This window comes from Aeromonas rivipollensis (assembly GCF_037811135.1).
Taxonomy (GTDB): domain Bacteria; phylum Pseudomonadota; class Gammaproteobacteria; order Enterobacterales; family Aeromonadaceae; genus Aeromonas; species Aeromonas rivipollensis.
The window spans coordinates 1,837,061-1,859,815 of the sequence record NZ_CP149130.1 but is presented as its reverse complement, the minus strand read 5'-3'; the positions used below and the strand labels follow the sequence as shown (position 1 = coordinate 1,859,815).

Genomic DNA, 22,755 nt, shown 5'->3' with positions numbered 1-22,755 from the left:
AGGGAGGCATGGCGCCTCCCTTCTCTTTTTCCTTTCCCTGTGTCACGGCGCTGGCTAGCTGACGTCGGCCCCCACCGGGGTCCGGCAGGGCTTGACCCCCTCTTTGGCATCCCCCTCCTCCCGCACCGGGGCTGGCACGGCTCCAGTCCCGGAGAGCAAGAAGTATGAGAGCGCCGGCACCCCTATCAGGGCCCCCAGCATGTTCCACAGGAACATGAAGGTGAGCAGTATGCCCATGTCGGCCTGGAACTTGATGGGGGACCAGACCCAGGCCACCACACCGGCGGCCAGGGTGATGCCCACCAGCCCCACCACCCGACCCGTGAAGGCCACGGCATGACGATAGGCGTCCACCAGTGACATGCCCTGGCGCTGATGGTGCAGCTGCACGCTCAGCAGGTAGAGGGCGTAGTCCACCCCTATGCCGACCCCCAGCGCAATCACCGGCAGGGTCGCCACCTTGACGCCTATGCCCATGAATACCATCAGCGCCTCGCACAGCACAGAGGTGAGCATCAGGGGCACCAGCGCCACCAGGGTCGCCCGCCAGCTACGGAAGGTGATGAGGCAGAACAGGGTCACCGCCAGATAGACGTAGAGCAGCATGGTGCGGTTGGCCTCGTGCACCACCATGTTGGTGGCCGCCTCTATGCCGGCACTGCCTGCGGCCAGCAGGAACTGGCGATCCGCCGTGCCGTTCTCCCGGGCAAACCGCTCGGCGATGGCCACCACGCCGCTCAGGGTCTCGGCCTTGTGATCTTTCAAGTAGGCGATCACCGGCATCAGGGAGCAGTCGGTGTTGAACAGCTCCGGGCTGTTGACCGAGGCCTGCTGGGCGGCGTAGTTCAGCACGTTCTGGTTGCGCTGGATGCTGGCGAGCTTGGGGTTGCCCTCATAGGTGCCTGCGGTGATCTGGCGCACCGCATTGACCAGCGAGGTCGTGGCCTGCACCCCGGGATGCTGCTGCAACTCCCACCCCAGGCGATCGGCCAGGATCAGGGTCTGGTAGTCGAGGCACCCCTCGGGCGCCGTCTTGATCATCACCGCAAAGAGGTCGCTCGAGAGCGCGTAGTGGCTGGTGATGTAGCCGTTGTCTCTGTTGTAGCGGGAATCAGCGCGCAGCTCGGGGGCGCCGCTGTCCAGATCGCCAATCTTGAGCTGCAGGCTCACCAGGTAACCGCCGATGCCCATCGCCAGGCCGAGGATCACCACCACTGTGGCCCACTTGCGCTCGGTGCAGCGATCCAGCAGTGCCCAGAGTCGGCCGAAGCCCTGATTGGCGGCGGCGTGGGTGTCTATTTTGAGCGCTCTCTCGGCCGCCTTGCGGCCCACCCCCACATAGGAGAGGGCCACCGGCATCAGCAGCAGCGAGGTGAAGATGAGCACCGCCACGCCGATGCTGGCGGTGATGGCGAGATCCTGGATGACGGGGATGTCGATCAGCATCAGCACGGCGAACCCCACCGCATCGGCCAGCAGCGCCGTGACCCCGGCGAGGAAGAGGCGGCGGAAGGTGTAGCGCGCCGCTATCTGGCGGTGGGTGCCGCGGGCGATGTCCTGCATGATGCCGTTCATCTTCTGGGCTGCGTGGGAGACCCCGATGGCGAAGATGAGGAAAGGCACCAGCACAGAGTAAGGGTCGATGGCGTAGCCGAGCCAGGCGATGATGCCGAGCTGCCAGATCACGGCGACCAGAGAGCAGCCCACCACCAGCAGGGTGCTGCGCACGCAGCGGGTGTAGAGGAAGATGATGGCGAGCGAGGTCGCCACCGCCAGGGCGAAGAAGAGGATCACCTGGATGAGGCCGTCGATGAGATCGCCCACCAGCTTGGCAAAGCCGATCACCCGGATCTTGTACTGGCCCGTCCCCTCCTCCCCCGCCTGATGGGGGGCGCCTGCGAACTCTATCTGGCTGCGCAGCGCCTCGATGCGCTGGGAGAAGTCATGGTAATTGAGGGGCTTGCCGGTTACAGAGGCCTTGTCCAGCAGGGGCACTATCAGCATGCTGGACTTGAAATCGCTCGCCACCAGACTGCCGACGATGCCGGCTCTGTTGATGTTCTGGCGCAGCTGCTCGATGTCAGAGGCCGATCCCTGATAGGCATCCGGCATCACGGGCCCGCCCTGGAAGCCCTCCTCGGTCACCTCGGTCCAGCGCACTGCCGGGCTCCAGAGGGACTTCATCCAGGCCCTGTCGACCCCTTCGGTCAGGAACAGCTCGTCATTGACCCGCTTGAGAACGCTTAAATAGTCGGGGTCGAAGATGTCCCCCCGGGTATTCTCCACCACCACCCGCACCGAGTTGCCGAGGCCACGCAGAGAGTCCCGGTTCTCCAGGAAGTTTTTGATGTAGGGCTGGCTCTGGGGGATCATCTTCTCGAAGCTGGGTGCCAGCGCCAGGCGAGTCGCGCCCATGTAGCCAAGCACCAGGGTCGCCAGCGTCATCGCCAGCATGAAGAGCGCCCTGTGGTTGAACACCAGCCGCTCCAGCAGGTTGCCGGAGTGCCTGTCGAACGCGCTCAGCTCGCGGATCACCGGCATCGAATCTTGCTTCACATGGCCCATGTCTGGATCCTCGTTATCGTTATTGGGCCGTCATCCGGTGACGGCCTGCTTTGACAAACCTTATTTGACCACCGTCAGGGTGCGCACCCCGCGGCTGCCCACCAGCGCCAGGGTGCCATCGGCGGTCAGGGCGGCGCCCGCCACCGGCGATGGCTCGGCCAGGGGTGCCAGGGTCAGCGGCTCGTTGCCCCGTTGCAGCAGCATATGGCCGGCCTGGGTAAACAGGCGGAACTGGCCATCGGCCCCCTGCATAGCGGCGCTGATGCTGATGGGCAGCGGGCTCACGAGCCGGGTCCAGTTTTCGCCTCCATCCGTGCTGCGATAGACATGGCCCCGCAGGCCATAGACGATCACCTCATCCGGGCGGCCGATAAGGCCGAAAAAGCTGCCGTCATAGGGGCTGGGCAGTGAGACGAAGCGCTGCGTCTGCGGCTCCCATTTGCGCAGCAGGCCCTGCTCGCCCACCAGATAGAGGGCGTCACCGGCCCGGGCGATGGCATTGAGATGGAGCCCATCCGGGTTGTCGGTGCGATCCTGCATGGGCGTCCAGTGCAGGCCGCCATCCTGGGTGCGCAGTATCAGGTTGAAGACCCCGACCACGTAGCCGACTTTGTCGTCCTCAAACCAGACGTCGAGCAGGGGTTTGTCGGCCCCCTCCTCCACCAGGCGCTGGCCCTCTTCCACCAGGGCGGCCCACTGTTCGTTGTCCGGCTCGGCCTTGGCCAAGGCCGAGTAATGGCGCAGGACCAGATCCCCTATCTGGCTGCCATCCAGCTGTTTTTGCCAGCTGGCGCCACCGTCCTGGCTGTGCAGCACCACCCCATCCCCCCCCACGGCCCAGCCCTGCTCGGAAGTGGGGAAGGTGACGGCAGTGAGATCCGAGCTCACCGGCACCCTGGCCTGCTGCCAGCGCCTTCCCTCGTCGTCCGAGTAGAGGATGTGACCCCGCTGCCCTACCGCCACCAGCCGGCTGCCGGCACGGGCCAGATCCAGCAGGGGGCTGCGCTGGGCCAGCGCGCTCGGTTTGGCCGGCAAGTCCAGCACGTCTCTGTATTCGGCCCCTTGCGTGGCCAGCGTCTCCCCGCTCTGCCCTGCCATCGCCTCTGCCCCTTGCGCGAGACCCGGCAGCAGCAGGGCGCAGCACAGCCAGGGCGCCAACTTGTTGAATGAACCCATACCACGTCCTTGTCTTCGAAACCCATCGGATGGCCACAATCACCCCACCCCAGCCCTCCCCTTGGCAAGGGGAGGGTGCGATTCACCTACTCCCTTTTGAAGGGGGAGGCCGGGAGGGGGTCAGTGGGGATCAGCACGGCTTGTTACCGCTTAGCGGATCCCGGCGCCAGCCAGGGACTCCGGCGACCACTTCGCCTTGGACAGGGAGGCGCCGTACTTGATGCCGCCGTAGGGGCCCACCACACCGTTGATGTTGTAGGTCCCCGCCACCAGGTCATAGATCATGAAGGGGGTGGCATCCGGGGTCTGCTTGTCGTAGCTCTGGCTCAGGAAGGCGAAGGAGCCGCGATAGAGCTGACCACGGGCGTCGTACTGATCGGAGGCCAGGGCCACCCAGCTGTCTTCGTCCAGGTAGAAGCGACGCTTGGCATAGATGTGGCGCTCGCCGGCCTTGAGGTTGCCCTCCACCACCCAGACCCGGTGTTTCTCCCAGCGCACGTGATCCGGCGACAGGAAGTTCGGGGTGGTCAGCGCCTTGGCATCCGGCTCATAGGTCAGCTTGTAGGTGTTGTAGGGAACTATCATCTCCTGCTTGCCCACCAGCTTCCAATCGAAGCGGTCCAGCGCACCGTTGAAGACGAAGACGTCGTCATAGGTGCCGGCGCCCGAGGTACCCGGGTTCGGGGTGTCATAGGCCAGGTTCGGTGCCAGCTTGACCCGGCGCTGCCCCGGCAGGTACTGCCAGGCCTTGCGCGGTTGCTCAAGGGGGTTGGCGGCATCGCGCAGCATGATGGCTTCACCGGCACGACGGGCGGGCCCGGTGTAGTACAGCTTCATCTGGTAGTAGGTGTCCTTGGCCGAGATGGGCTTGGCCATGTCCTCGTAGATGGCGTAGTTGATGAACGCCTGCCCCGTGGTGGAGAGCGCCGCCGTGCCGGCGGCGTCCACGTTCCAGGAGTCATATTTGGTGGCGATGTTCACCCCCTGGTAGCGCAGCAGGAAGTTCCACATCGCCTCGGCCCCTGTCTTGGGGATCGGGAAAGGAATGCCCGGCAGCACCTGATCCACCGCCATGCCCCCCGCCAGGGTCTTGGCGTTCAGGGCGTTCTGTTTGGTGTTGTCCAGCACCGCCTTGGGCAAGGCCACGCTGCGGTGAGTCGGATAGACATCGACTCTGAACTCCGGGAAACGGCTCAGCAACTCGGCGGTGGTGGCGGTCAGTTCGCCCTTGTACTGCGATGCGTTCTTGCCGTCGATCACCAGCAGCGGCTTGTCCCCCGCATAGGGATCCGGGCGCATGCTGTCCCCTGCCTTGAAGCCGGCCGGTGGCGTGGTCAGGCCGCCGGCATAGGCAGGAATGGAGCCGTCGGCGTTGGCCGCGGCATCGGCGCCGACCTGGGTCAGGCTGGTGCCAAGCTGTTGTGCTTCGCTGCTGGAGACGGCCGCCTGGGCTTGGCTGGTGAAGGCCAGGGCGAGGGACAGGGCCAGCAGGGTCTGTTTATGTTTCATCATCTTGTTCTCCGACTCGGTCGCTTGACTCAATAAGTGGTCTTCAGGGTCAGGTAGACGGCACCCCTGTCTTCCGTGGTGGCGCCGCCACCGGAGAAGGAGGAGTAACCACCGGCATAACAGGTGTTGCGCTGGGTCGCATCCAGGGCGTTGGGGGTGGAGCCATCGGTGGCGCCGTCATTACAGTCGGCAGACTTGCCGAAGGAGTCCACGTACTTCAGATCGACGAAATACTGGTTGTAGAGGGTGGCACCGAGCCCCACCGCGTAGTTGCCGGTGTCTTTCGCACCGCCGGCCTGCACCGGAGAGATACCACTCAGCCCCCAGTTGACCGAGAGCGGCATGCTCATGTCGACGCCCGGAAACACCTGATACCAGGTCGGGGTGAAGTTGACCGCCAGCCCCCAGTTATCCCGGGTGGGCTTGTCGATGCCCTGATAGCTCTCCTCGCCCTTGTAGAGCGCCTTGTTATGGTCATCCAGGCTCAGCAGGTTGCTGTAGTAGAGCTCCCCCAGCAGGGCGGCGCCATCGAACAGCGCCGTGTCCGCGAAGGTCATCAGGCCGTTGAGGGTCCAGTGCAGGGTCTCGCCGGTGGCGCTGTAGCCATCGGTGTCATCGGTGATCACCCCGGTCCCGGCGTGACGGGGAGGCAGGGCGCCGAAGCCGTTGGCCAACCCGCCCGGTCCCGAGGCGCTGCGCAGTGCCGGGATGCTGGCAAGCGGCATCTTGTGGCGATAGTTCAGATCGCTGCCGACGCTCACCCCGGCCACGTCCTTGGAAAGGCTGAGGCCGAAGATATCGATGTCTTCGCCATAGGCCAGGGAGTAGCTGGTGGTCGCGATGGAGTTGCGCAGGTTGGGGATCGCCCCGGCCGGCAACGGCGCGGCGCCTCTGATCGTCATGCCACGTGCATCCAGTACCGCCTGGGGCAGGATGTCGGCGGTGCGGCGGTAGAAGGCACCCAGGGTGGCATCCAGCGCCTCGGGGGACCACTTGGTCATGACGCCCCAGTCACCGTGCTTGCCCGGCTCTATGTCTTCGCCGCGGCGGATATTGGTCAGGGTACCATTTGGCCCGGCCAGGCCGGGGCCACCGGTGTGACCCAACAGGAAGGACTGGGCCCCGAAGCCCACCAGATCGGAGCTGCCGTAGTAGGTGCCGGCTTCCGGCAGCCGGGCGGCGTTCCAGTCGAGGAAGTACTGGGCGGCGAAGGTCCACTCCGGGTTCAGGGTGAAGGAGGCGGAGATCTGGTTGCGGGGCACGAACAGCTCTTTCGCCTCCGTCCCCGGGGATGCCGCAAGTTTGGCGAGATCCAGGCCGGACTGGCCATAGCTGAGGGCGTGCACCGGGCTCAGCAGGGTTTCCCCCCAGAAGATGTTGTGCTGGCCTATCTTGACCCCGAGCAGGGATTCGTCGCCCAACTCCATGTTGTGGAACACGAAGGCATCGAGCAGCTCGCCGGAGGGGCCATGGTAGTAGCGATCGGCATAGGGGCTCAGGTGACGGTTGCCCGCTACGGGCGGCTGTCCAATGATGCCGGACGTCGCGCTGTTGCCATTGATAAAGGGGTTCTCATCCGAACCGACATCCTCATAGGCATAGTCATACCAGCTCGCCGCACTGATGCGAAAACCGGTATTGCCCTTGTTCACCACGTCCAGCTCGGTCAAGAGATCGAAGCGGGTGGTGACGGTGTCGCCGGAATCTTTGAAGTTGTAGTCACCGTCGTTGTTGTTCGGGGTGGCGAGCATGCGGGAGTCCGCGCTCTCGGTGCGCACGCCGTAGTTGAACTTGCCGGTGTTGTCGAAACGCACGGACCAGTCTTCACTGTCCGTGTCGATCTCGACCGCCTGAACGGTTGGCAGGAGAACGGCCGCGATGGCCGTCGCCAGCAGGCTGAGGCGCAGGGCACCGCAACCATGACTCGTGTGCTTGTAATCCATTACAGTCTCTCCGAGTATCGTCATCTGTTATTTGTTATTTGTTGTTCTGTGTTTAATCGCCGTTTCCGTTGGCTTTTTCTTCATGCAAGGGGAGATGACCTTCCTCATGGCGCACCGCCTTGTTTGGCTCTCGAGGATGCAGCTCTGTTTTTGCATCGGCCCCGGGGTGTCGCTCACTATGATGAGACGGTCTTTCTCTCTTGTGTGCCGACTGTAAGGCCTAGTTCCAGGGCGGCGCTTGCCATTGAACGTCAGCCACTTTTCATTTGATGACAGGGGATGCATCCCGCGGCTGGCGCGGGATTCGCTCGTCGACGACCGGCCCCATACAGCCCTTGTTCAGCTGAGAACAGTGATCCGGGCGACAGACAAGGCGCGAAGGAAACAGGAGATGGAGACAAGCGGGAGGCGACGGGTCGGTGCAGGATAGCCAAGGGGCAAGAGACGTAGATGGCGAGAAAAAATAGCGGGGAGTAAGTGAGCGCCCTCCCCGTGGATGGCTAAGCGTCAGCGCGCTATGGCGCAGCCGGTGGCGGCTTGCAGCGCCTCGAACTCGATGCCGGGGGCAAGCTCCACTAGGCGAAGGCCGCCGGGGGTCACGTCCAGCACGGCGAGATCGCTGATGATGCGATCCACCACCCCGACCCCGGTCAGCGGCAGGGAGCACCACTCCAGTATCTTGTGCTCGCCCCCCTTGGCGCAGTGCTCCATCAGCACCACCACCCGCTTGACCCCGGCCACCAGATCCATGGCTCCCCCCATCCCCTTGACCAGCTTGCCCGGTATCATCCAGTTGGCGAGATCGCCACGCTCGGAGACCTGCATGGCCCCGAGCAGGGCCAGGTTGATGTGGCCGCCGCGGATCATGGCAAAGCTCTCGGCGCTGTCGAAGAAGCTGCTGCCGGGCAGTGTGGTGATGGTCTGCTTGCCGGCGTTGATAAGATCCGGATCCAGCTCGGCCTCGCTCGGGAAGGGGCCTATGCCGAGCAGGCCGTTCTCGCTCTGCAGCCACACCTCCATGCCGTCCGGGATGTAGTTGGCCACCAGGGTCGGCAGGCCGATCCCCAGGTTGACGTAGAAGCCGTCTTGCAGCTCCTTTGCGGCGCGCTGCGCCATCTCTTCACGGGTCCAGGCCATGTGATAAGTCCTTTCTCACTGTGCGCGGGTCGATGCGCATTTCAAAATAAGGTGGATAGAGCGCCTGTGGCGGCACATCCCTGCAGGGCATGAGCGTTGCGCAATCAGCTTCTCACCGTGCGCACTTCGATGCGTTTCTCGGGGTTGGGGTTCAAGACCAGCCGCTGCACATAGATGCCGGGCAGGTGGATCTCGTCCGGGGCCAGCTCCCCCACCTCGACTATATCCTCCACCTCGGCCACGCAGACCCGGCCCGCCTTGGCACAGAGCGGGTTGAAGTTGCGCGCCGTCTTGTTGAACATCAGGTTGCCCGCCTTGTCGGCCTTGGCCCCCTTGATCAGCGCGATGTCGGCGGTCAGGGCGTGTTCCATCACATACCACTCGCCATCAAACTGGCGGGTCTCCTTGCCCTCAGCAATGAGCGTGCCGTAGCCGGTGCGGGTGAAGAAGGCCGGGATGCCGGCGCCGCCGGCTCTGAGCTTCTCGGCGAGCGTCCCCTGGGGGGTGAACTCAAGCTCAAGTTCCCCCGCGAGGTACTGGCGCTCGAACTCCTTGTTGCCCCCCACGTAGGAGGAGATCATCTTCTTTATCTGGCGGCTGTGGAGCAGCGGCCCCAACCCGAAGTCATCCACCCCGCAGTTGTTGCTGATGATGGTGAAGCCGCCCTTGCCGCTGTCCTTCAGCGCCTCGATGAGCTGCTCGGGGATGCCGCACAGGCCGAAGCCCCCCGAGGCGATGGTGATGTCGTCCTGCACCAGGCCGCTCAGGGCGGCCTGGGCGCTGGGATAAACCTTGTTCATAACTACCTCTCTGCTCTCTGGCTAGTCCGTTGGCCACAGGGGCGCGTTCGTTTTATGGCTGTTTTTTTGAGTCGGCATCCATGACCTTCCTAAGGCTTGATGCCCCAATGCATCAGGGTCAGCACCAGGGCGACCAGGAAGGCGGTCTCCCCCACCATCAGCAGGATGGGCTTGATGCCGACCGCCGCCAGCTCCTTGAGCTGGGTCTTCATGCCGATGGCGGCGATGGCGATCACCAGGCACCAGCGTGACAGGCCGTTGACCCCCTCCTGCAACGGGACGGGCACCCAGCCTGTGCTGTTGATGCAGGCCAGCACCAGGAAGCCGACGGCAAACAGGGGCAGCAGGGGCGGACGCTTGCCAGAGGCGGGATCCGCCCCCTGCCTGCGGGTGATCATGGCGGCCACCAGGATCACCGGCAGCAGCATGGCGACCCGCATCAGCTTGACCACGGTCGCCACGTCACCTGTCTCGGTGGACATGCTGTAGCCGGCGCCCACCACCTGGGCCACGTCGTGAATGGTGGCGCCGAGGAAGACCCCCGCCTCCACCGGCGTCAGCTCGAAGAAGCGGGCGATCATGGGGTAGAGGATCATCGCCAGGGTGGAGAGCACCGAGACCCCGATCACGGTGAACAGGGTGGCGCGCTCCTTCTGGGGGTGATTGGGCAAGGAGGCGGCCAGGGCCAGGGCGGCGGAGGCGCCGCAGATGGCGGTCGCCCCCCCGGTCAGCATGCCGAACAGCCGCTGGAACCCTATCAGCCTGGCCGCTACCACCGAGAGCCCGATGGTGACCACCACCAGGGTGACCACCAGCAGCACCGGCATCCAGCCCAGCTCGGCGATCTGTCCCAGGGTGATGCGCATGCCGAGCAGGGCGACCCCGATCCGCAGCACGCTGCGCGCGGTGAATTCGATGCCCGCCTTGCAGGTCCCCTCGGCGCTGAGGAAGTTCAGCCCCATGCCGAGCAGCAGGGCGAACAGCAGCACGGGGGCGCCGTAGTGTTCGGCGAGGAAGGTGGCGGCGGCCGCCACCGTGATGCTGACCGCCATGCCGGGGGCCAGGGTTCGCACCCGCTGATAGCGATCCGTCATGGTCAGGGTGAGCATGGGCTGACCTCCCGGGATGGGATGAGGATGGAGAGCCCCTCTCCCTCCCGCTCGACCGGGTAGCGGCCGACCCTGAGCTGGGTCGAGTTCAACAGCAGCCCCGTCGTCAGGTTGAAGCGCAGGCCATGGGCCAGGCACTGGATCACCTCCCCCTCCAGCCGACCGCCGCACAATGAGGCCCCCTGGTGGGGGCAGCCGTCGTCGATGGCGTGGAAGCGGCCATCGACGTTGAACAGCACCAGGCTCTTGCCCTGGGCCTCGATGAGGATACGTTTGCCCGGTTCAGGCACTCGCTCGGCTGGCACCCAGATCCGCGCAGCCGTCGCCCCGGCCGCCGCATCCAGCGCCTGGCGCAGGCTGGCCAGCAGCTTCGCCACCGGCTGGGCCCCGCTGAGAGTCAAGCCCTCCCCCAACACGAAGCTGGGCACCCCCTGCTGGGCCGCCCCGGGCAGATCACAGAGGAAGGGAGTCCCGTCCCCCTGCAGGCAGCTCACCAGATCGGCGGACCCAAAGCCCGCCGCCTCGGCCAGCCCCAGCAAGGTAGCACCATCCCCCAGATCCCCGCCGTGCAGGAAGTGACAGGCGAACAGCCGCTCCAGCAACTCGTCCAGCTGCGCCGGCGATCCCAGCTGGCAGGCCCGCTGCCACAGGCGGTGGGCATCGGCCGTATTCGGCATGCGGGAGATATGGCCAAAGTCCAGCGCAATGCCGACGCTGGCCGCCGCCTGCCGCACCTGGGCCTGACGCAGGCCCATGGCCTGTTCGCTGCCAAGGCGCCGCAGGTAGAAGTCGTGAAAATCCTCCCCCTGCACCGGCAGCGCGGGCAGCAGCTGCACCCCGCGCCAGTGCACATCGACCCGCACCTCGGGCCGCTCTGCCCGCAGTTGGGCCAGGGCCTGCACCAGCTGGCGTTTGCCGATGAGGCACCAGGGGCAGATGAAATCGACATAGACCTCGATGCTGAGCCTCATGCCCTCACCTCCGAGCCCTGGGGACCAGTGATGATCTGGCGGCCGGCGTCACCGTCGAGCCGGGCCACGTCCTTGTGGTAGTGGCGCTTGCCGTAGAAGAAGACGGCGGCCGCCGCGACGCTGATGAGGGGCACCAGCTGGAAGGCGTTGTCCAGGCCTATGTGGTCGGACACCTTGCCGGTGATGAAGGGGCCTGGGGCCAGCCCGAGCAGGTTGTTGGCAAGGGTCAGGGTGGCAAAGGCCGTGCCGTGCACGCTGGCGTGGGTGAGGTTGGCCACCATGGCACCGGCGGGACCCGAGGTGCCGGTGGCGATGAACATCCCCAGACCTATCAGCAGCAGCTGGGGCAGCCCGGCCGGCAGGGCAAACGCCAGGGAGAGCAGCAGACAGCTCCCGAGGCAATAGGCGATGGCGAGGCTTATCTTGCGATCCGGCCGGTTGCGGCAGAGCCGATCGCTCAGCATGCCGCAGAGGATCATGCCGGCGCCGCTGCACAGCACTATGATGGCGGCCATGAGCCCCGCCTTGTCCGTGTCCAGCCCGTAGTAGCGGTTGAAATAGCTCGGCATCCAGACGATGACGGTGCCGCCGACGAACAGCTGCAGACCGCTGCCCACATAGGCCGAGATCACCGAGCGGCTGGAATAGAGACTGCGCAGCGGGCTTCTTTCTCCAGCCTTGCTCTTGGTTGCGCGGCAAGGGGTCGCGATGCGCGACTCCTTCACCACCATGGGGTAGAGCGCCGCCAGCACCAGGCCGAACAGGGCCATGCCGGCGAAGGCCCAGCGCCAGCCGAGGAGGTGCGCCAGCACGCCCCCGGTGGCCATGCCGAGCACGGAGCCGAACATGCCGCCGGAGATGAAGGCGCCGGAGAGGGTGGCCCGCATCTCCCGCGGGAACACAGAGACCACCACGGCGATGCCGACGCTGCCGTAGGCGGCCTCCCCCACCCCCACCAGGAAGCGGGCGACGAACATCTGTTCGTAGTTCTGGGCCAGGGCGCAGCCCAGGGTCGCCAGGCTCCAGAGCGCGGCCATCAGGGCCAGGCTCTTGACTCGCCCGAAACGATCGGCGAGCAGGGAGAGGGGAAAGGTCAAGAGCCCGACCATGAGCGCCACTATGCCGCTGAGCAGGCCCAGCTGGGTGTCCGAGAGCGCCCACTCCCCCTTGAGCATGGGAAAGACGGCGTTGAGCACCTGACGCGACATGTAATCGGAGATGAGCAGACCGAAGGTCAGCGCAAACACTATCCAGGCATAACGACGGGGCACGGCAACCTTGCCGGCCTCTGGGTCGTCATCGATATGATACGTAGCCATACAATCCCTCGCGCTACTGCAAATTGGGTTGGGTTTTTCGGTCGACGGACCGGCGGCAGAGGCCCCCGGCCAGACAATATTGATTCATCACTCAGTTGCCCTGCGTGCTGCATACTGCAAGGCGCAAGGCCGTTTGGCAAACAGTGTTGGGGGGTCGCCGCCCCGCTATTTTTGCGGCGACCCATCTGGCTCAGGACCGCTGTGGCACCCCTTTCTGGCCCGGGGTCCGGTTCGGCGCCATGCCGTTGGCCAGCAGCGTCTCCTCCACGCTGTCGTACTGCACGCCGATGCGGTAGATGGCGCGCGCCTCCTTACCGTTGGCCACCTCGCGGCCTAGCTCGTGAGCGACCCGCACGCACTGGCGGATCTGCTCCACCGAGCTCATGCGCTGGCCGTGCTGGCCTATGATGGTGTCCTCGATGCCGCAGCGGGGGTGCAGCCCCATGGCCATGGCCATCATGTTGAAGGGCAGCACGTTCTTGAGCAGCGACTCGGCGGTGACGCAGGCACCGTCCGGCGCACGGTGGACGAAGTTCATGAAGTTGAACGGATTGGGACCGTCGAAGCCGCCGCCGATACCGATCCAGGTGAGGTTGAGCGGGCCCATGTAGACACCCCGGCGCACCAGCCGCTCCAGGGTCTCGAGGGCGTGCATGCCGGTCAGCTGGAAGTGGGGCTGGATGCCATTGGTCATCAGCCGCTTGAGGTGCTCCGCCACCCAGGCCGGGCCGGCCGGCACCGTCATCTCGCTGTAGGCCGCCTGGTAGGCGGGGTTCGCCAGGGAGGTGCCAGCCAGGTACTCGGGGTAGAGCAGCTCCATGATGTTCATCTGGGTGGTGTTGATGGCCACAGTGACCTGATCCGGCTTCGGGGTCAGCTCGGCCAGCATGTGGCGGGTGTCATCGGAGAGCCACTTGGCCGCCTCGCCTTCCCCTTCCGGCGCGAAGGAGATGGAGCCGCCGACCTGGATGATCATGTCGGGCACCGCCTTGCGCACCCCGGCGATCAGCTCGTTGAACTTGGAGAGGCGCTTGGAGCCGGTGCCGTCCAGCTCGCGTACGTGCAGGTGCAGCACTGTGGCTCCCGCCTCGTAGCAGTCGACCGCCTTCTGGACTTGCTCCTCCATGGTCACCGGAATGTCTTCCGGGAAGTCGCCGGGGGCCCACTCTGGGCCATAGGGGGCCACTGTGATGACCACTTTTTCCATGTTTTCCGGGTGCAGGGAATCGTCAAAAAATTGCATCTGTTCATTCCTTAAATTGGCTGGCCTTCCATGAAGAGCCGGGCGTGGTGATATCTCCCGGGCGCGGGGCCCGGGATTTGATCAGAAGGGGGTATCTCCCATGATCCCGGCCCGCTCCATCTTGCGATGGCTGGGGGGGTAGTCCATGGCGGCATAGTGCTGGGTGCTGCGATTGTCCCAGATGGCGATGCTGCCCGGCTGCCAGCGCCAGCGCACCTGATACTCGGGGATATAGGCCTGGCTGATGAGGTAGCGCAGCAGATCGCTGCCCCCCATGCTGTAGTCCTGACCGACACGCACGTGGGCCGGGGTGTGGAAATTGGTGAGATGGGTGGCGAAGGCGTTGACGAAGAGGATCTTCTCGTCGGTCTCCGGGTGGGTGCGCACCACGGGGTGCTCCGCATCCGGGAACTGGGCCTTCAAGGCCAACCGCTTCTCGATGGGCATGGCCGCCCCGAAGCTCGCCTCTATGCTGTGACGGGCACGCAGGCCGGCGATCTTCTCCTTGATCTCCCCCGGCAACTGCTCGTAGGCCACCACCATGTTGGCCCAGAGGGTGTCGCCCCCCACGGGCGGACACTCCACGCAGCGCAGCACGCACCCCATGGGCGGTTGGGCGCGCCAGGTGGCGTCGGTGTGCCAGGCATTCTCGTAGCGATCGTTGGGTACCTCGGGGGACTTGTAGATGCGCACCAGGCCGGGGTTCTCCGGGTCACTGCCCGCCACAGGGTGATCCTCCAGCTCGCCGAAGCGGCGGGCGAAGGCCACGTGATCGGCGCGGCTGATATCCTGCTTGCGCAAGAACAGCACCCTGTGCCTGAGCAAGAGGGTACGGATCTCGGCGAACAGCCCCTCATCGTGAACGGCGTCCGCCAGGTTGACGCCGCTCAGTTCGGCGCCTATGTGGCAGGTCAGTTGTTCTACACGCATGTCTCTCTCCCTGAATGACAAGTCAGTGCTGCAGGCGCCGCCCTCCAGTGCGGGCTGGCCTGGGATCCTTGGCCTAGATGATGAACACGGAGGAGCCCGTGGTCTGGCGCGACTCGAGATCGCGGTGAGCCTGTGCTGCGTCCTGCAGCGCGTAACGCTGGTTGATCTCTATCTTGATCCGCCCGCTGGCCACGTGTTCGAACAGCTCGCCGGCCAGGGCCTCCTTCTCGGCGGGATCGGCAATGTAGTCGGCGAGCGCCGGACGGGTCAGGTAGAGGGAGCCCTTCATGGCCAGCAGCTGCGGGTTGAAGCCCTCGATGGGACCGGAGGCGGTGCCGACGCAGACCATGAGGCCGCGACGCTTGAGGGAATCGAGCGAGCCCATGAAGGTGCTCTTGCCGACGCTGTCAAACACCACCTCGACCCCGGCGCCGCCGGTCAGGGCGCGCACCCGGGTGGCCACATCTTCGCGGCTGTAGTCGATAGTGAAGTCGCAGCCGTGGGCACGGGCCAGCTCGGCCTTGGCGTCGCTCGAGACGGTGCCTATCACCGTCAGCCCCAGCAGCTTGGCCCACTGGGCGACGATGAGGCCGACGCCCCCCGCGGCCGCGTGCAGCAAGATGCTGTCACCGGGCTTGAAGTCATGGATGCGGCGCATCAGGTAGGCAGACGTCAGGCCCCGCATTGTCATGGCGGCGGCGGTCTCGCAGCTGATGCTGTCCGGCAGTCTGATGAGGGGGGCGGCCGGGATCAGGCGCTCGGTAGAATAAGCGCCTAGGGTGTTGATAAAGCCGGTGTAGGTGACGCGATCGCCCACCGCCACGTTGCTGACCCCCTCGCCCACCGCCTCCACCACCCCGGCCGCCTCGACACCGAGGCCATTGGGCATGGGGATGGGGTAGGTGCCGTTGCGAAAATAGGTGTCGGCATAGTTCAGGCCGACCGCGGCATGACGCAGACGCACCTGGCCGGGACCGGGCTCGCCCACCGCCACCTCTTCGTAGCGCAGCACGTCCGGGCCCCCGGTTTCATAAAAGCGTATGGCGTTGGCCATCTCTGTTCTCCAATCCGTTCGTGAATGAAATGCATCGTCCGGATTGAATCTAGGGGGTTGGGTGAATGGCCGCTTTTCATCGGGCGACAGCCACTTTTCATCTCATGACACCCCCCTTCGAATTCGTTGCCCGCCCTCGGGGAAGACGACAGAATCGGCCCTGTTCCCCCATGACGGCGAGGCGACATGGCCGGGCAAGGTGTTGGAGCCTGAAGGTATTTAATTGAATTACAGGGATTTATCCAGGAAGCAGCCGCCTGTGCCCGCTCAGTGACGGGCCTTGGACCTAAGCATAATTGACGTTAACGTCAACGTAGTGTGAGATGGTTCTATTCACAGCAAAACATGAGCAGCATGAAAGGAGTCACTATGTCTAACTTGTCCCCCTCGGCCGGGGCGCGTTTTCGCACCGCGCTGGCCAATGAGAAACCCCTGCAGATCGTCGGCACCATCAACGCCTACATGGCGCTGATGGCCGAACGCAGCGGCTTCAAGGCCCTCTATCTGTCCGGTGCCGGGGTGGCCAACGCCTCCTATGGCCTGCCGGATCTCGGCATGACCTCCATGAACGACGTGCTCATCGATGCCGAACGCATCACCGCCGCCACCCAGGTGCCACTGCTGGTGGACATCGACACCGGCTGGGGCGGCGCCTTCAACATAGCCCGCACCGTCCGTGCCTTCGAGCGCGGCGGGGTCGCCGCCGTCCACATGGAGGATCAGGTTGCCCAGAAACGTTGCGGCCACAGGCCCAACAAGGCGGTGGTGAGCATGGCCGAGATGGTGGATCGCATCAAGGCGGCGGTGGATGCCCGCCAGGACGAGAGCTTCGTCATCATGGCCCGCACCGACGCCCTGGCGGTGGAAGGGCTGGGCTCGGCCCTGGAGCGCGCCGCGGCCTACGCCGCCGCCGGGGCCGACATGATCTTCGCCGAGGCGGTCACCGAACTTCACCAGTACGACAGCTTCAAGCAGGCGGCTGGCGTCCCCATCCTCGCCAACATGACCGAATTCGGCAAGACGGAGCTGTTTGACAAGGAGGCCCTCGCTGCCCACGGCGTCGACATGGTGCTCTACCCCCTGAGCGCCGCCCGCGCCGCCAACCAGGCCGCCCTCAACGTCTATCAGCAGCTTCGCCGCGACGGCCACCAGCGTGCCGTGGTCGACACCATGCAGACCCGAGAGTCCCTCTACGACTTCCTCGGCTACCACCACTACGAGCAGACCCTGGACAGGCTGTTCACCAAGGACCTGTCTACCAAGGAATAACATGCCGACCGGCCGCCTCATGCTGGCAGCCGGCGCTTCAACGGACTGAATGAGGAAACCTGTGATGAGCGCACTTGTGGAAACCCCCCCCGGCTTCAAGCCGAAGAAATCCGTCGCCCTTTCCGGCACCGCCGCCGGCAATACCGCCCTCTGTACAGTGGGCCTCTCCGGCAACGATCTGCACTACCGTGGCTATGACATTCTGGATGTGGCCACCAGCTGCGAATTCGAGGAAATAGCCCACCTGCTGGTGCATGGTCATCTGCCCAATGTGGCGGAGCTCGCCGCCTACAAGGCAAAACTCAAGGCCCTGCGTGGCCTGCCCTCCGGTGTCAGGACCGCACTGGAGCAACTGCCCCCCTCCGCCCATCCCATGGATGTGATGCGCAGCGCCGTCTCGGTGCTGGGCTGCGTGTCGCCGGAGAAGGACGACCACAACCACCCGGGTGCCCGGGACATCGCCGACAAGCTGATGGCCTGCTTAGGCTCGGTGCTGCTCTACTGGTACCACTTCAGCCACAACGGCAAGCGCATCGAGGTGGAGACCGACGACGACTCCATCGGCGGCCACTTCCTGCACCTGCTGCACGGTGAGAAGCCGCGTGACTCCTGGGTGCGCGCCATGCATACCTCCCTCATCCTCTACGCCGAGCACGAGTTCAACGCCTCCACCTTCACCGGCCGCGTCATCGCCGGCACCGGCTCCGACATGTTCTCCTGCATCACCGGCGCCATCGGTGCCCTGCGCGGGCCCAAGCACGGCGGCGCCAACGAGGTGGCCTTCGAGATCCAGAAGCGTTATGACAATCCCGATGAAGCCGAGGCCGACATCCGCGCCCGCATCGAGAAGAAAGAGGTGGTCATCGGCTTTGGTCACCCCGTCTACACCGTCTCGGATCCCCGCAACAAGGTGATCAAAGAGGTGGCACGCTCACTCAGCGAGGAGCAGCACAACACCAAGATGTTCGACATCGCCGAGCGCCTGGAGTCCACCATGTGGGAAGCCAAGAAGATGTTCCCGAACCTCGACTGGTTCAGCGCCGTCAGCTACCACATGATGGGGGTGCCCACCGCCATGTTCACCCCGCTGTTCGTCATCGCCCGCACCTCCGGCTGGTCGGCCCACGTCATCGAGCAGCGCATCGACGGCAAGATCATCCGCCCGAGCGCCAACTACGTGGGCCCGGAGGATCTGACCTTCGTGCCGCTCAAGGAGCGCAAGTGATGACCAACACTCAATACCGCAAGCCGCTGCCTGGCACGGTGCTGGACTACTTCGACGCCCGTGAGGCGGTGAACGCCATCGCCCCCGGCGCCTGGGACAGACTCTCCTATACCGCCCGCGTCTATGCCGAAAACCTGGTTCGAAAGTGCGATCCGGCCATCCTCGGCGAGTGCCTCGGCCAGATAGTCCATAACAAGCGCGATCGCGACTTCCCCTGGTTCCCGGCCCGGGTGGTGTGCCACGACATCCTGGGCCAGACCGCCCTGGTGGACCTGGCCGGCCTGCGCGATGCCATCGCCGATCAGGGGGGGGATCCTGCCCAGGTCAACCCGGTGGTGCCGGTGCAGCTCATCGTCGATCATTCCCTGGCCGTGGAGTGCGGCGGCTTCGACCCGGATGCCTTTGCCAAGAACCGCGCCATCGAGGATCGCCGTAACGAGGATCGCTTCCACTTCATCAACTGGACCAAGCAGGCGTTCAAGAACATAGAGGTGATCCCGCCGGGCAACGGCATCATGCATCAGATCAACCTGGAGAAGATGTCGCCGGTCATTCACAACGACCGAGGCATCGCCTACCCGGACACCTGTGTCGGCACCGACAGCCACACCCCCCACGTCGACGCCCTCGGGGTGATAGCGGTGGGGGTGGGCGGGCTGGAAGCGGAGAACGTCATGCTGGGGCGCGCCTCCTGGATGCGGCTGCCGGAGATCGTCGGCGTGGAGCTCAGTGGCAAGCCGCAAGCCGGCATTACCGCCACAGATCTGGTGCTGTCGCTGACCGAGTTCCTGCGTCAGCAGAAGGTGGTCGGCGCCTACCTGGAGTTCCGTGGCGAGGGCGCCGCCGCCCTCACCCTCGGCGATCGCGCCACCATCTCCAACATGGCACCGGAATATGGCGCCACCGCGGCCATGTTCTTCATCGACCAGCAGACCCTCGACTACCTGCGCCTCACCGGCCGTGATAGTGAACAGGTCAAGCTGGTGGAGACCTATGCCAAGGAGGCGGGCCTCTGGGCCGACGCCCTGGCGAGCGCCCGGTACGAGCGCGTGCTGCACTTCGATCTCTCCACCGTGGTACGCACCCTGGCGGGCCCCTCCAACCCCCACCGCCGCCTGCCGGTGGCCGATCTTGCCACCCGCGGCATAGCGGTGGATCTGGACAAGGCCCGCGCCCAGGAGGCCGACGGCCTGCTGCCGGATGGGGCCGTCATCATCGCCGCCATCACCAGCTGCACCAACACCAGCAACCCGCGCAACGTGATTGCAGCGGGGCTCTTGGCGCGCAACGCCAACCAGCTCGGCCTGACCCGCAAGCCCTGGGTGAAGTCCTCTCTGGCGCCCGGCTCCAAGACGGTCGCGCTTTACTTGAAAGAGGCGGGACTGGATCACGAGCTGGAGCGGCTCGGGTTCGGCGTGGTGGCCTTCGCCTGCACCACCTGCAACGGCATGTCCGGCGCCCTGGATCCCGCCATCCAGCAGGAGATCATCGACCGTGATCTCTACGCCACCGCGGTGCTGTCGGGCAACCGCAACTTCGATGGCCGCATCCACCCCTACGCCAAACAGGCCTTCCTCGCCTCGCCGCCGCTGGTGGTGGCCTACGCCATCGCGGGCACCATGCGTTTTGACATCGAGAAGGATGTGCTGGGAGTGGTGAACGGTAAGGAAATTCGCCTGAAAGACATCTGGCCGTCAGATGACGAGATCGATGCCGTGGTAAGGGCCTCGGTGAAGCCTGAGCAGTTCCGCCAGGTCTATATCCCCATGTTCACCATAGAGGAGGACCATGGCCCCAAGGTCGCGCCCCTGTATGACTGGCGTCCCATGAGTACCTATATCCGTCGCCCCCCCTATTGGGAAGGGGCCCTGGCGGGCGAGCGCACCCTGAGTGGCATGAGGCCGCTGGCGCTGTTGCCGGACAACATCACCACGGATCACCTCTCCCCCTCCAACGCCATCATGATGAGCAGCGCGGCGGGGGAATATTTGCACAAGATGGGCCTGCCGGAGGAGGACTTCAACTCCTACGCCACCCACCGCGGCGATCACCTGACCGCCCAGCGCGCCACCTTCGCCAACCCCCAGCTGGTGAACGAGATGGCGGTGGTGAACGGCGCAGTGAAGAAAGGCTCCCTCGCCCGGGTTGAGCCGGAGGGCCGGGTCATGCGGATGTGGGAAGCTATCGAGACCTACATGGCGCGCAAACAGCCGCTGATCATCGTCGCCGGCGCCGACTACGGCCAGGGTTCGTCCCGTGACTGGGCGGCCAAGGGGGTGCGGCTGGCGGGGGTGGAGGTGATAGCAGCGGAAGGCTTCGAGCGCATTCACCGCACCAACCTGATCGGCATGGGGGTGCTGCCGCTGGAGTTCAAACCGGGCACCAGCCGCCTCACCCTGGGACTGGATGGCACCGAGACCTATGACGTGAAAGGGACCCGCACCCCGCGCACCGATCTCGTGCTCGTGGTGACTCGTCGCAATGGTGAAGTGGTCGAGGTGCCCATGACCTGCCGTCTCGATACCGCCGAGGAGGTCTCGGTCTACGAGGCGGGCGGCGTGCTGCAACGCTTCGCCCAGGACTTCCTGGAAGCGACCACCCACAAGGCCGCCAGCTGATATATGGTATTCCCCTCCCCTTCACCGGGAGAGGCATGATGTGCTCCCTCTCCCAAAGGGAGAGGGTTGGGGTGAGGGGATCTCCCCTCATCCCCCCTTAGGGCACCTTCTCCCCGAGGAAGAAGGATCCGTCCCCCTTTTCAGGACAAGATTCATGGCCACACTCTCTTCGATTCACACACCTCAAGTCAGGATCCCGGCCACCTATATGCGCGGCGGCACCAGCAAGGGCGTCTTCTTTCGCCTGACCGATCTGCCAGAACGCTGCCAGGTGCCGGGCCCTGCCCGCGACGCACTCTTCATGCGCGTCATCGGCAGCCCCGACCCCTACTCGGCCCACATGGACGGCATGGGGGGCGCCACCTCCTCCACCTCCAAGTGCGTGATCCTCTCCAGGAGCCAGCAGCCCGATCACGACGTGGACTACCTCTACGGCCAGATCGCCATCGACAAGGCATTTGTGGACTGGAGCGGCAACTGCGGCAACCTCTCCACCGGAGCCGGCGCCTTCGCCATCCACGCCGGCCTGGTGGATCCCGCCCGCATCCCGGACAACGGCATCTGCGTGGTGCGGATCTGGCAGGCCAATATCGGCAAGACCATCATCGCCCAGGTGCCGGTGACCAACGGTCAGGTGCAGGAGACCGGTGACTTCGAGCTGGACGGGGTCAGCTTCCCCGCCGCCGAAATCGTGCTGGAGTTTCTCGACCCGTCCGACGATGGCGAGGACGGCGGCGCCCTCTTCCCCACCGGCAACCTCATCGACGATCTCGAGGTGCCCGGCCTTGGCAACATCAAGGCCACCCTGATCAGCGCTGGCATCCCCACCGTCTTCGTCAACGCCGAGGAGATCGGTTATCAGGGCACCGAGCTGCGCGAAGCGATCAACACAGACCCCGAGGCGCTGGCGCGCTTCGAGGCCATCCGGGTTGCTGGCGCCCTGCGCATGGGGCTGATCAAGACGCCCGCCGAGGCGGCCACCCGCCAGCACACCCCCAAGATTGCCTTCATCGCGCCGGCCAGGGAGTACCGCACCTCCAGCGGCAAGCAAGTGCAGGCGAACGAGATCGATCTGCTGGTACGGGCCCTCTCCATGGGCAAGCTGCACCACGCCATGATGGGCACCTGCGCCGTGGCCATAGGCACAGCGGCGGCCATCCCCGGCACCCTGGTGAATCTGGCGGCCGGTGGCGGCGAGCGTGAGGCGGTGCGCTTCGGCCACCCTTCAGGCACCTTGCGGGTGGGCGCCGAGGCGCAGCAGGTGAATGGCGAGTGGACGGTCACCAAGGCGGTCATGTCCCGCTCCGCCCGCATCCTGATGGAAGGCTGGGTGCGGGTGCCGGGGGATGCCTTCTAGCCCGCAACAAGCCTGCACACCACCAAAATGAAGAGGCCCGGGCCTTTTTGTGGTGCCCTTCGGATTGGGGGCTGATCTACCCTGCTTTCAGGCAAGGCTACTCCCCTGCTTATCCACCCATTATTGCGGGCGCGCCACGCACTCCACATGGCGCGGTATGCTCTTCTTCGCATCGCCACCGATCAGCCGCTTCACCTGACCATCCGGGCATTGGCCATCGTCCACATAGGCAACCTGCCCATAAGGGAGCTTGCCCGGCGCGGGATCCTGGCTCAGATAGCTGATGGGGGTCGGCGCTAAATGGGCGCAACCCGACACCAAGCCCAGCAACAGCCCCCCTGACAACAGCGCGCTCTTCCATATGACAGCCATAGGCCACTCCCTGTCGTGATCTGATTACGCGCACCGGCAAGCTCCCGTGCACACCAGCAGTGTGCCAGCCATCCCCTTGGGCCGACAGCCACCCTGAGCGGCGCTGTGACGATTCCAGACACAGCAAGACAGGTACAATCACACTACCCAGGCCTGGC

At 65.0% G+C, this 22,755-nt stretch carries 17 protein-coding genes; 4 read left to right on the top strand and 13 right to left on the bottom strand.

The genetic code is table 11. The features are described from left to right. Positions 1-54 precede the first annotated feature (54 nt). The 12 genes from WIR04_RS08505 to WIR04_RS08450 form a co-directional block, all read right to left on the bottom strand. Positions 55-2,565 (bottom strand): efflux RND transporter permease subunit, encoded by a 2,511-nt coding sequence (locus WIR04_RS08505; protein WP_338891897.1) that lies wholly within the window; start codon positions 2,563-2,565, stop codon positions 55-57. Between the two features lie 60 nt (positions 2,566-2,625). Then, a complete protein-coding gene (locus WIR04_RS08500) occupies positions 2,626-3,741 on the bottom strand; it encodes a WD40/YVTN/BNR-like repeat-containing protein (RefSeq protein ID WP_338891895.1) in 1,116 nt (371 codons plus the stop codon). Positions 3,742-3,891: 150 nt separating this feature from the next. Then, positions 3,892-5,253, bottom strand: coding sequence for a DUF1329 domain-containing protein (locus tag WIR04_RS08495; RefSeq protein ID WP_338891893.1), 1,362 nt, complete (start codon positions 5,251-5,253; stop codon positions 3,892-3,894). A 26-nt stretch (positions 5,254-5,279) separates the two neighbouring features. After that, positions 5,280-7,193 (bottom strand): DUF1302 domain-containing protein, encoded by a 1,914-nt coding sequence (locus tag WIR04_RS08490; RefSeq protein ID WP_338891891.1) that lies wholly within the window; start codon positions 7,191-7,193, stop codon positions 5,280-5,282. 507 nt (positions 7,194-7,700) lie between these two features. Beyond that, positions 7,701-8,330: a CoA transferase subunit B gene (locus WIR04_RS08485; RefSeq protein WP_338891889.1), complete on the bottom strand. Its 630-nt coding sequence runs from the start codon at positions 8,328-8,330 to the stop codon at positions 7,701-7,703. Between the two features lie 104 nt (positions 8,331-8,434). Continuing rightward, complete coding sequence (locus WIR04_RS08480) at positions 8,435-9,130, bottom strand: CoA transferase subunit A (protein ID WP_338891887.1); 696 nt, start codon at positions 9,128-9,130, stop codon at positions 8,435-8,437. Between the two features lie 89 nt (positions 9,131-9,219). Continuing rightward, the gene (locus WIR04_RS08475) at positions 9,220-10,239 is read right to left on the bottom strand and encodes a YeiH family protein (protein WP_338891885.1); all 1,020 of its coding nucleotides are present in this window, start codon (positions 10,237-10,239) and stop codon (positions 9,220-9,222) included. Next, positions 10,227-11,210, bottom strand: a complete 984-nt coding sequence (locus WIR04_RS08470) for a DsbA family protein (protein ID WP_338891883.1) — start codon at positions 11,208-11,210, stop codon at positions 10,227-10,229. The genes WIR04_RS08475 and WIR04_RS08470 overlap by 13 nt, the downstream gene beginning before the upstream one ends. Continuing rightward, positions 11,207-12,529 (bottom strand): MFS transporter, encoded by a 1,323-nt coding sequence (locus tag WIR04_RS08465; protein WP_338891881.1) that lies wholly within the window; start codon positions 12,527-12,529, stop codon positions 11,207-11,209. The genes WIR04_RS08470 and WIR04_RS08465 overlap by 4 nt, the downstream gene beginning before the upstream one ends. Positions 12,530-12,719: 190 nt before the next feature. After that, a complete protein-coding gene (locus WIR04_RS08460; RefSeq protein WP_338891879.1) occupies positions 12,720-13,772 on the bottom strand; it encodes a 3-keto-5-aminohexanoate cleavage protein in 1,053 nt (350 codons plus the stop codon). Between the two features lie 81 nt (positions 13,773-13,853). Next, positions 13,854-14,702, bottom strand: a complete 849-nt coding sequence (locus tag WIR04_RS08455; RefSeq protein ID WP_338891877.1) for a TauD/TfdA dioxygenase family protein — start codon at positions 14,700-14,702, stop codon at positions 13,854-13,856. Positions 14,703-14,775: 73 nt separating this feature from the next. Continuing rightward, positions 14,776-15,756, bottom strand: coding sequence for a quinone oxidoreductase (locus WIR04_RS08450; RefSeq protein WP_338891875.1), 981 nt, complete (start codon positions 15,754-15,756; stop codon positions 14,776-14,778). A 369-nt stretch (positions 15,757-16,125) separates the two neighbouring features. On the opposite strand from WIR04_RS08450, the gene prpB reads away from it, so the two are divergent. The 4 genes from prpB (at position 16,126) to prpF (ending at position 22,225) form a co-directional block, all read left to right on the top strand. Then, positions 16,126-17,025 carry a methylisocitrate lyase gene (gene prpB / locus WIR04_RS08445; RefSeq protein ID WP_111911518.1) on the top strand — a complete coding sequence of 300 codons (900 nt, stop codon included), beginning with the start codon at positions 16,126-16,128 and terminating at the stop codon, positions 17,023-17,025. Between the two features lie 64 nt (positions 17,026-17,089). After that, a complete protein-coding gene (gene prpC, locus WIR04_RS08440; protein ID WP_338891872.1) occupies positions 17,090-18,250 on the top strand; it encodes a bifunctional 2-methylcitrate synthase/citrate synthase in 1,161 nt (386 codons plus the stop codon). After that, positions 18,250-20,868 (top strand): Fe/S-dependent 2-methylisocitrate dehydratase AcnD, encoded by a 2,619-nt coding sequence (gene acnD / locus WIR04_RS08435; protein ID WP_338891870.1) that lies wholly within the window; start codon positions 18,250-18,252, stop codon positions 20,866-20,868. The genes prpC and acnD overlap by 1 nt, the downstream gene beginning before the upstream one ends. Positions 20,869-21,022: 154 nt before the next feature. Then, complete coding sequence (prpF, locus tag WIR04_RS08430; protein ID WP_338891868.1) at positions 21,023-22,225, top strand: 2-methylaconitate cis-trans isomerase PrpF; 1,203 nt, start codon at positions 21,023-21,025, stop codon at positions 22,223-22,225. A 120-nt stretch (positions 22,226-22,345) separates the two neighbouring features. On the opposite strand, the gene WIR04_RS08425 is transcribed toward prpF, so the two are convergent. Further along, positions 22,346-22,597, bottom strand: a complete 252-nt coding sequence (locus tag WIR04_RS08425) for a DUF6719 family protein (RefSeq protein WP_338891866.1) — start codon at positions 22,595-22,597, stop codon at positions 22,346-22,348. Positions 22,598-22,755: the final 158 nt, after the last annotated feature.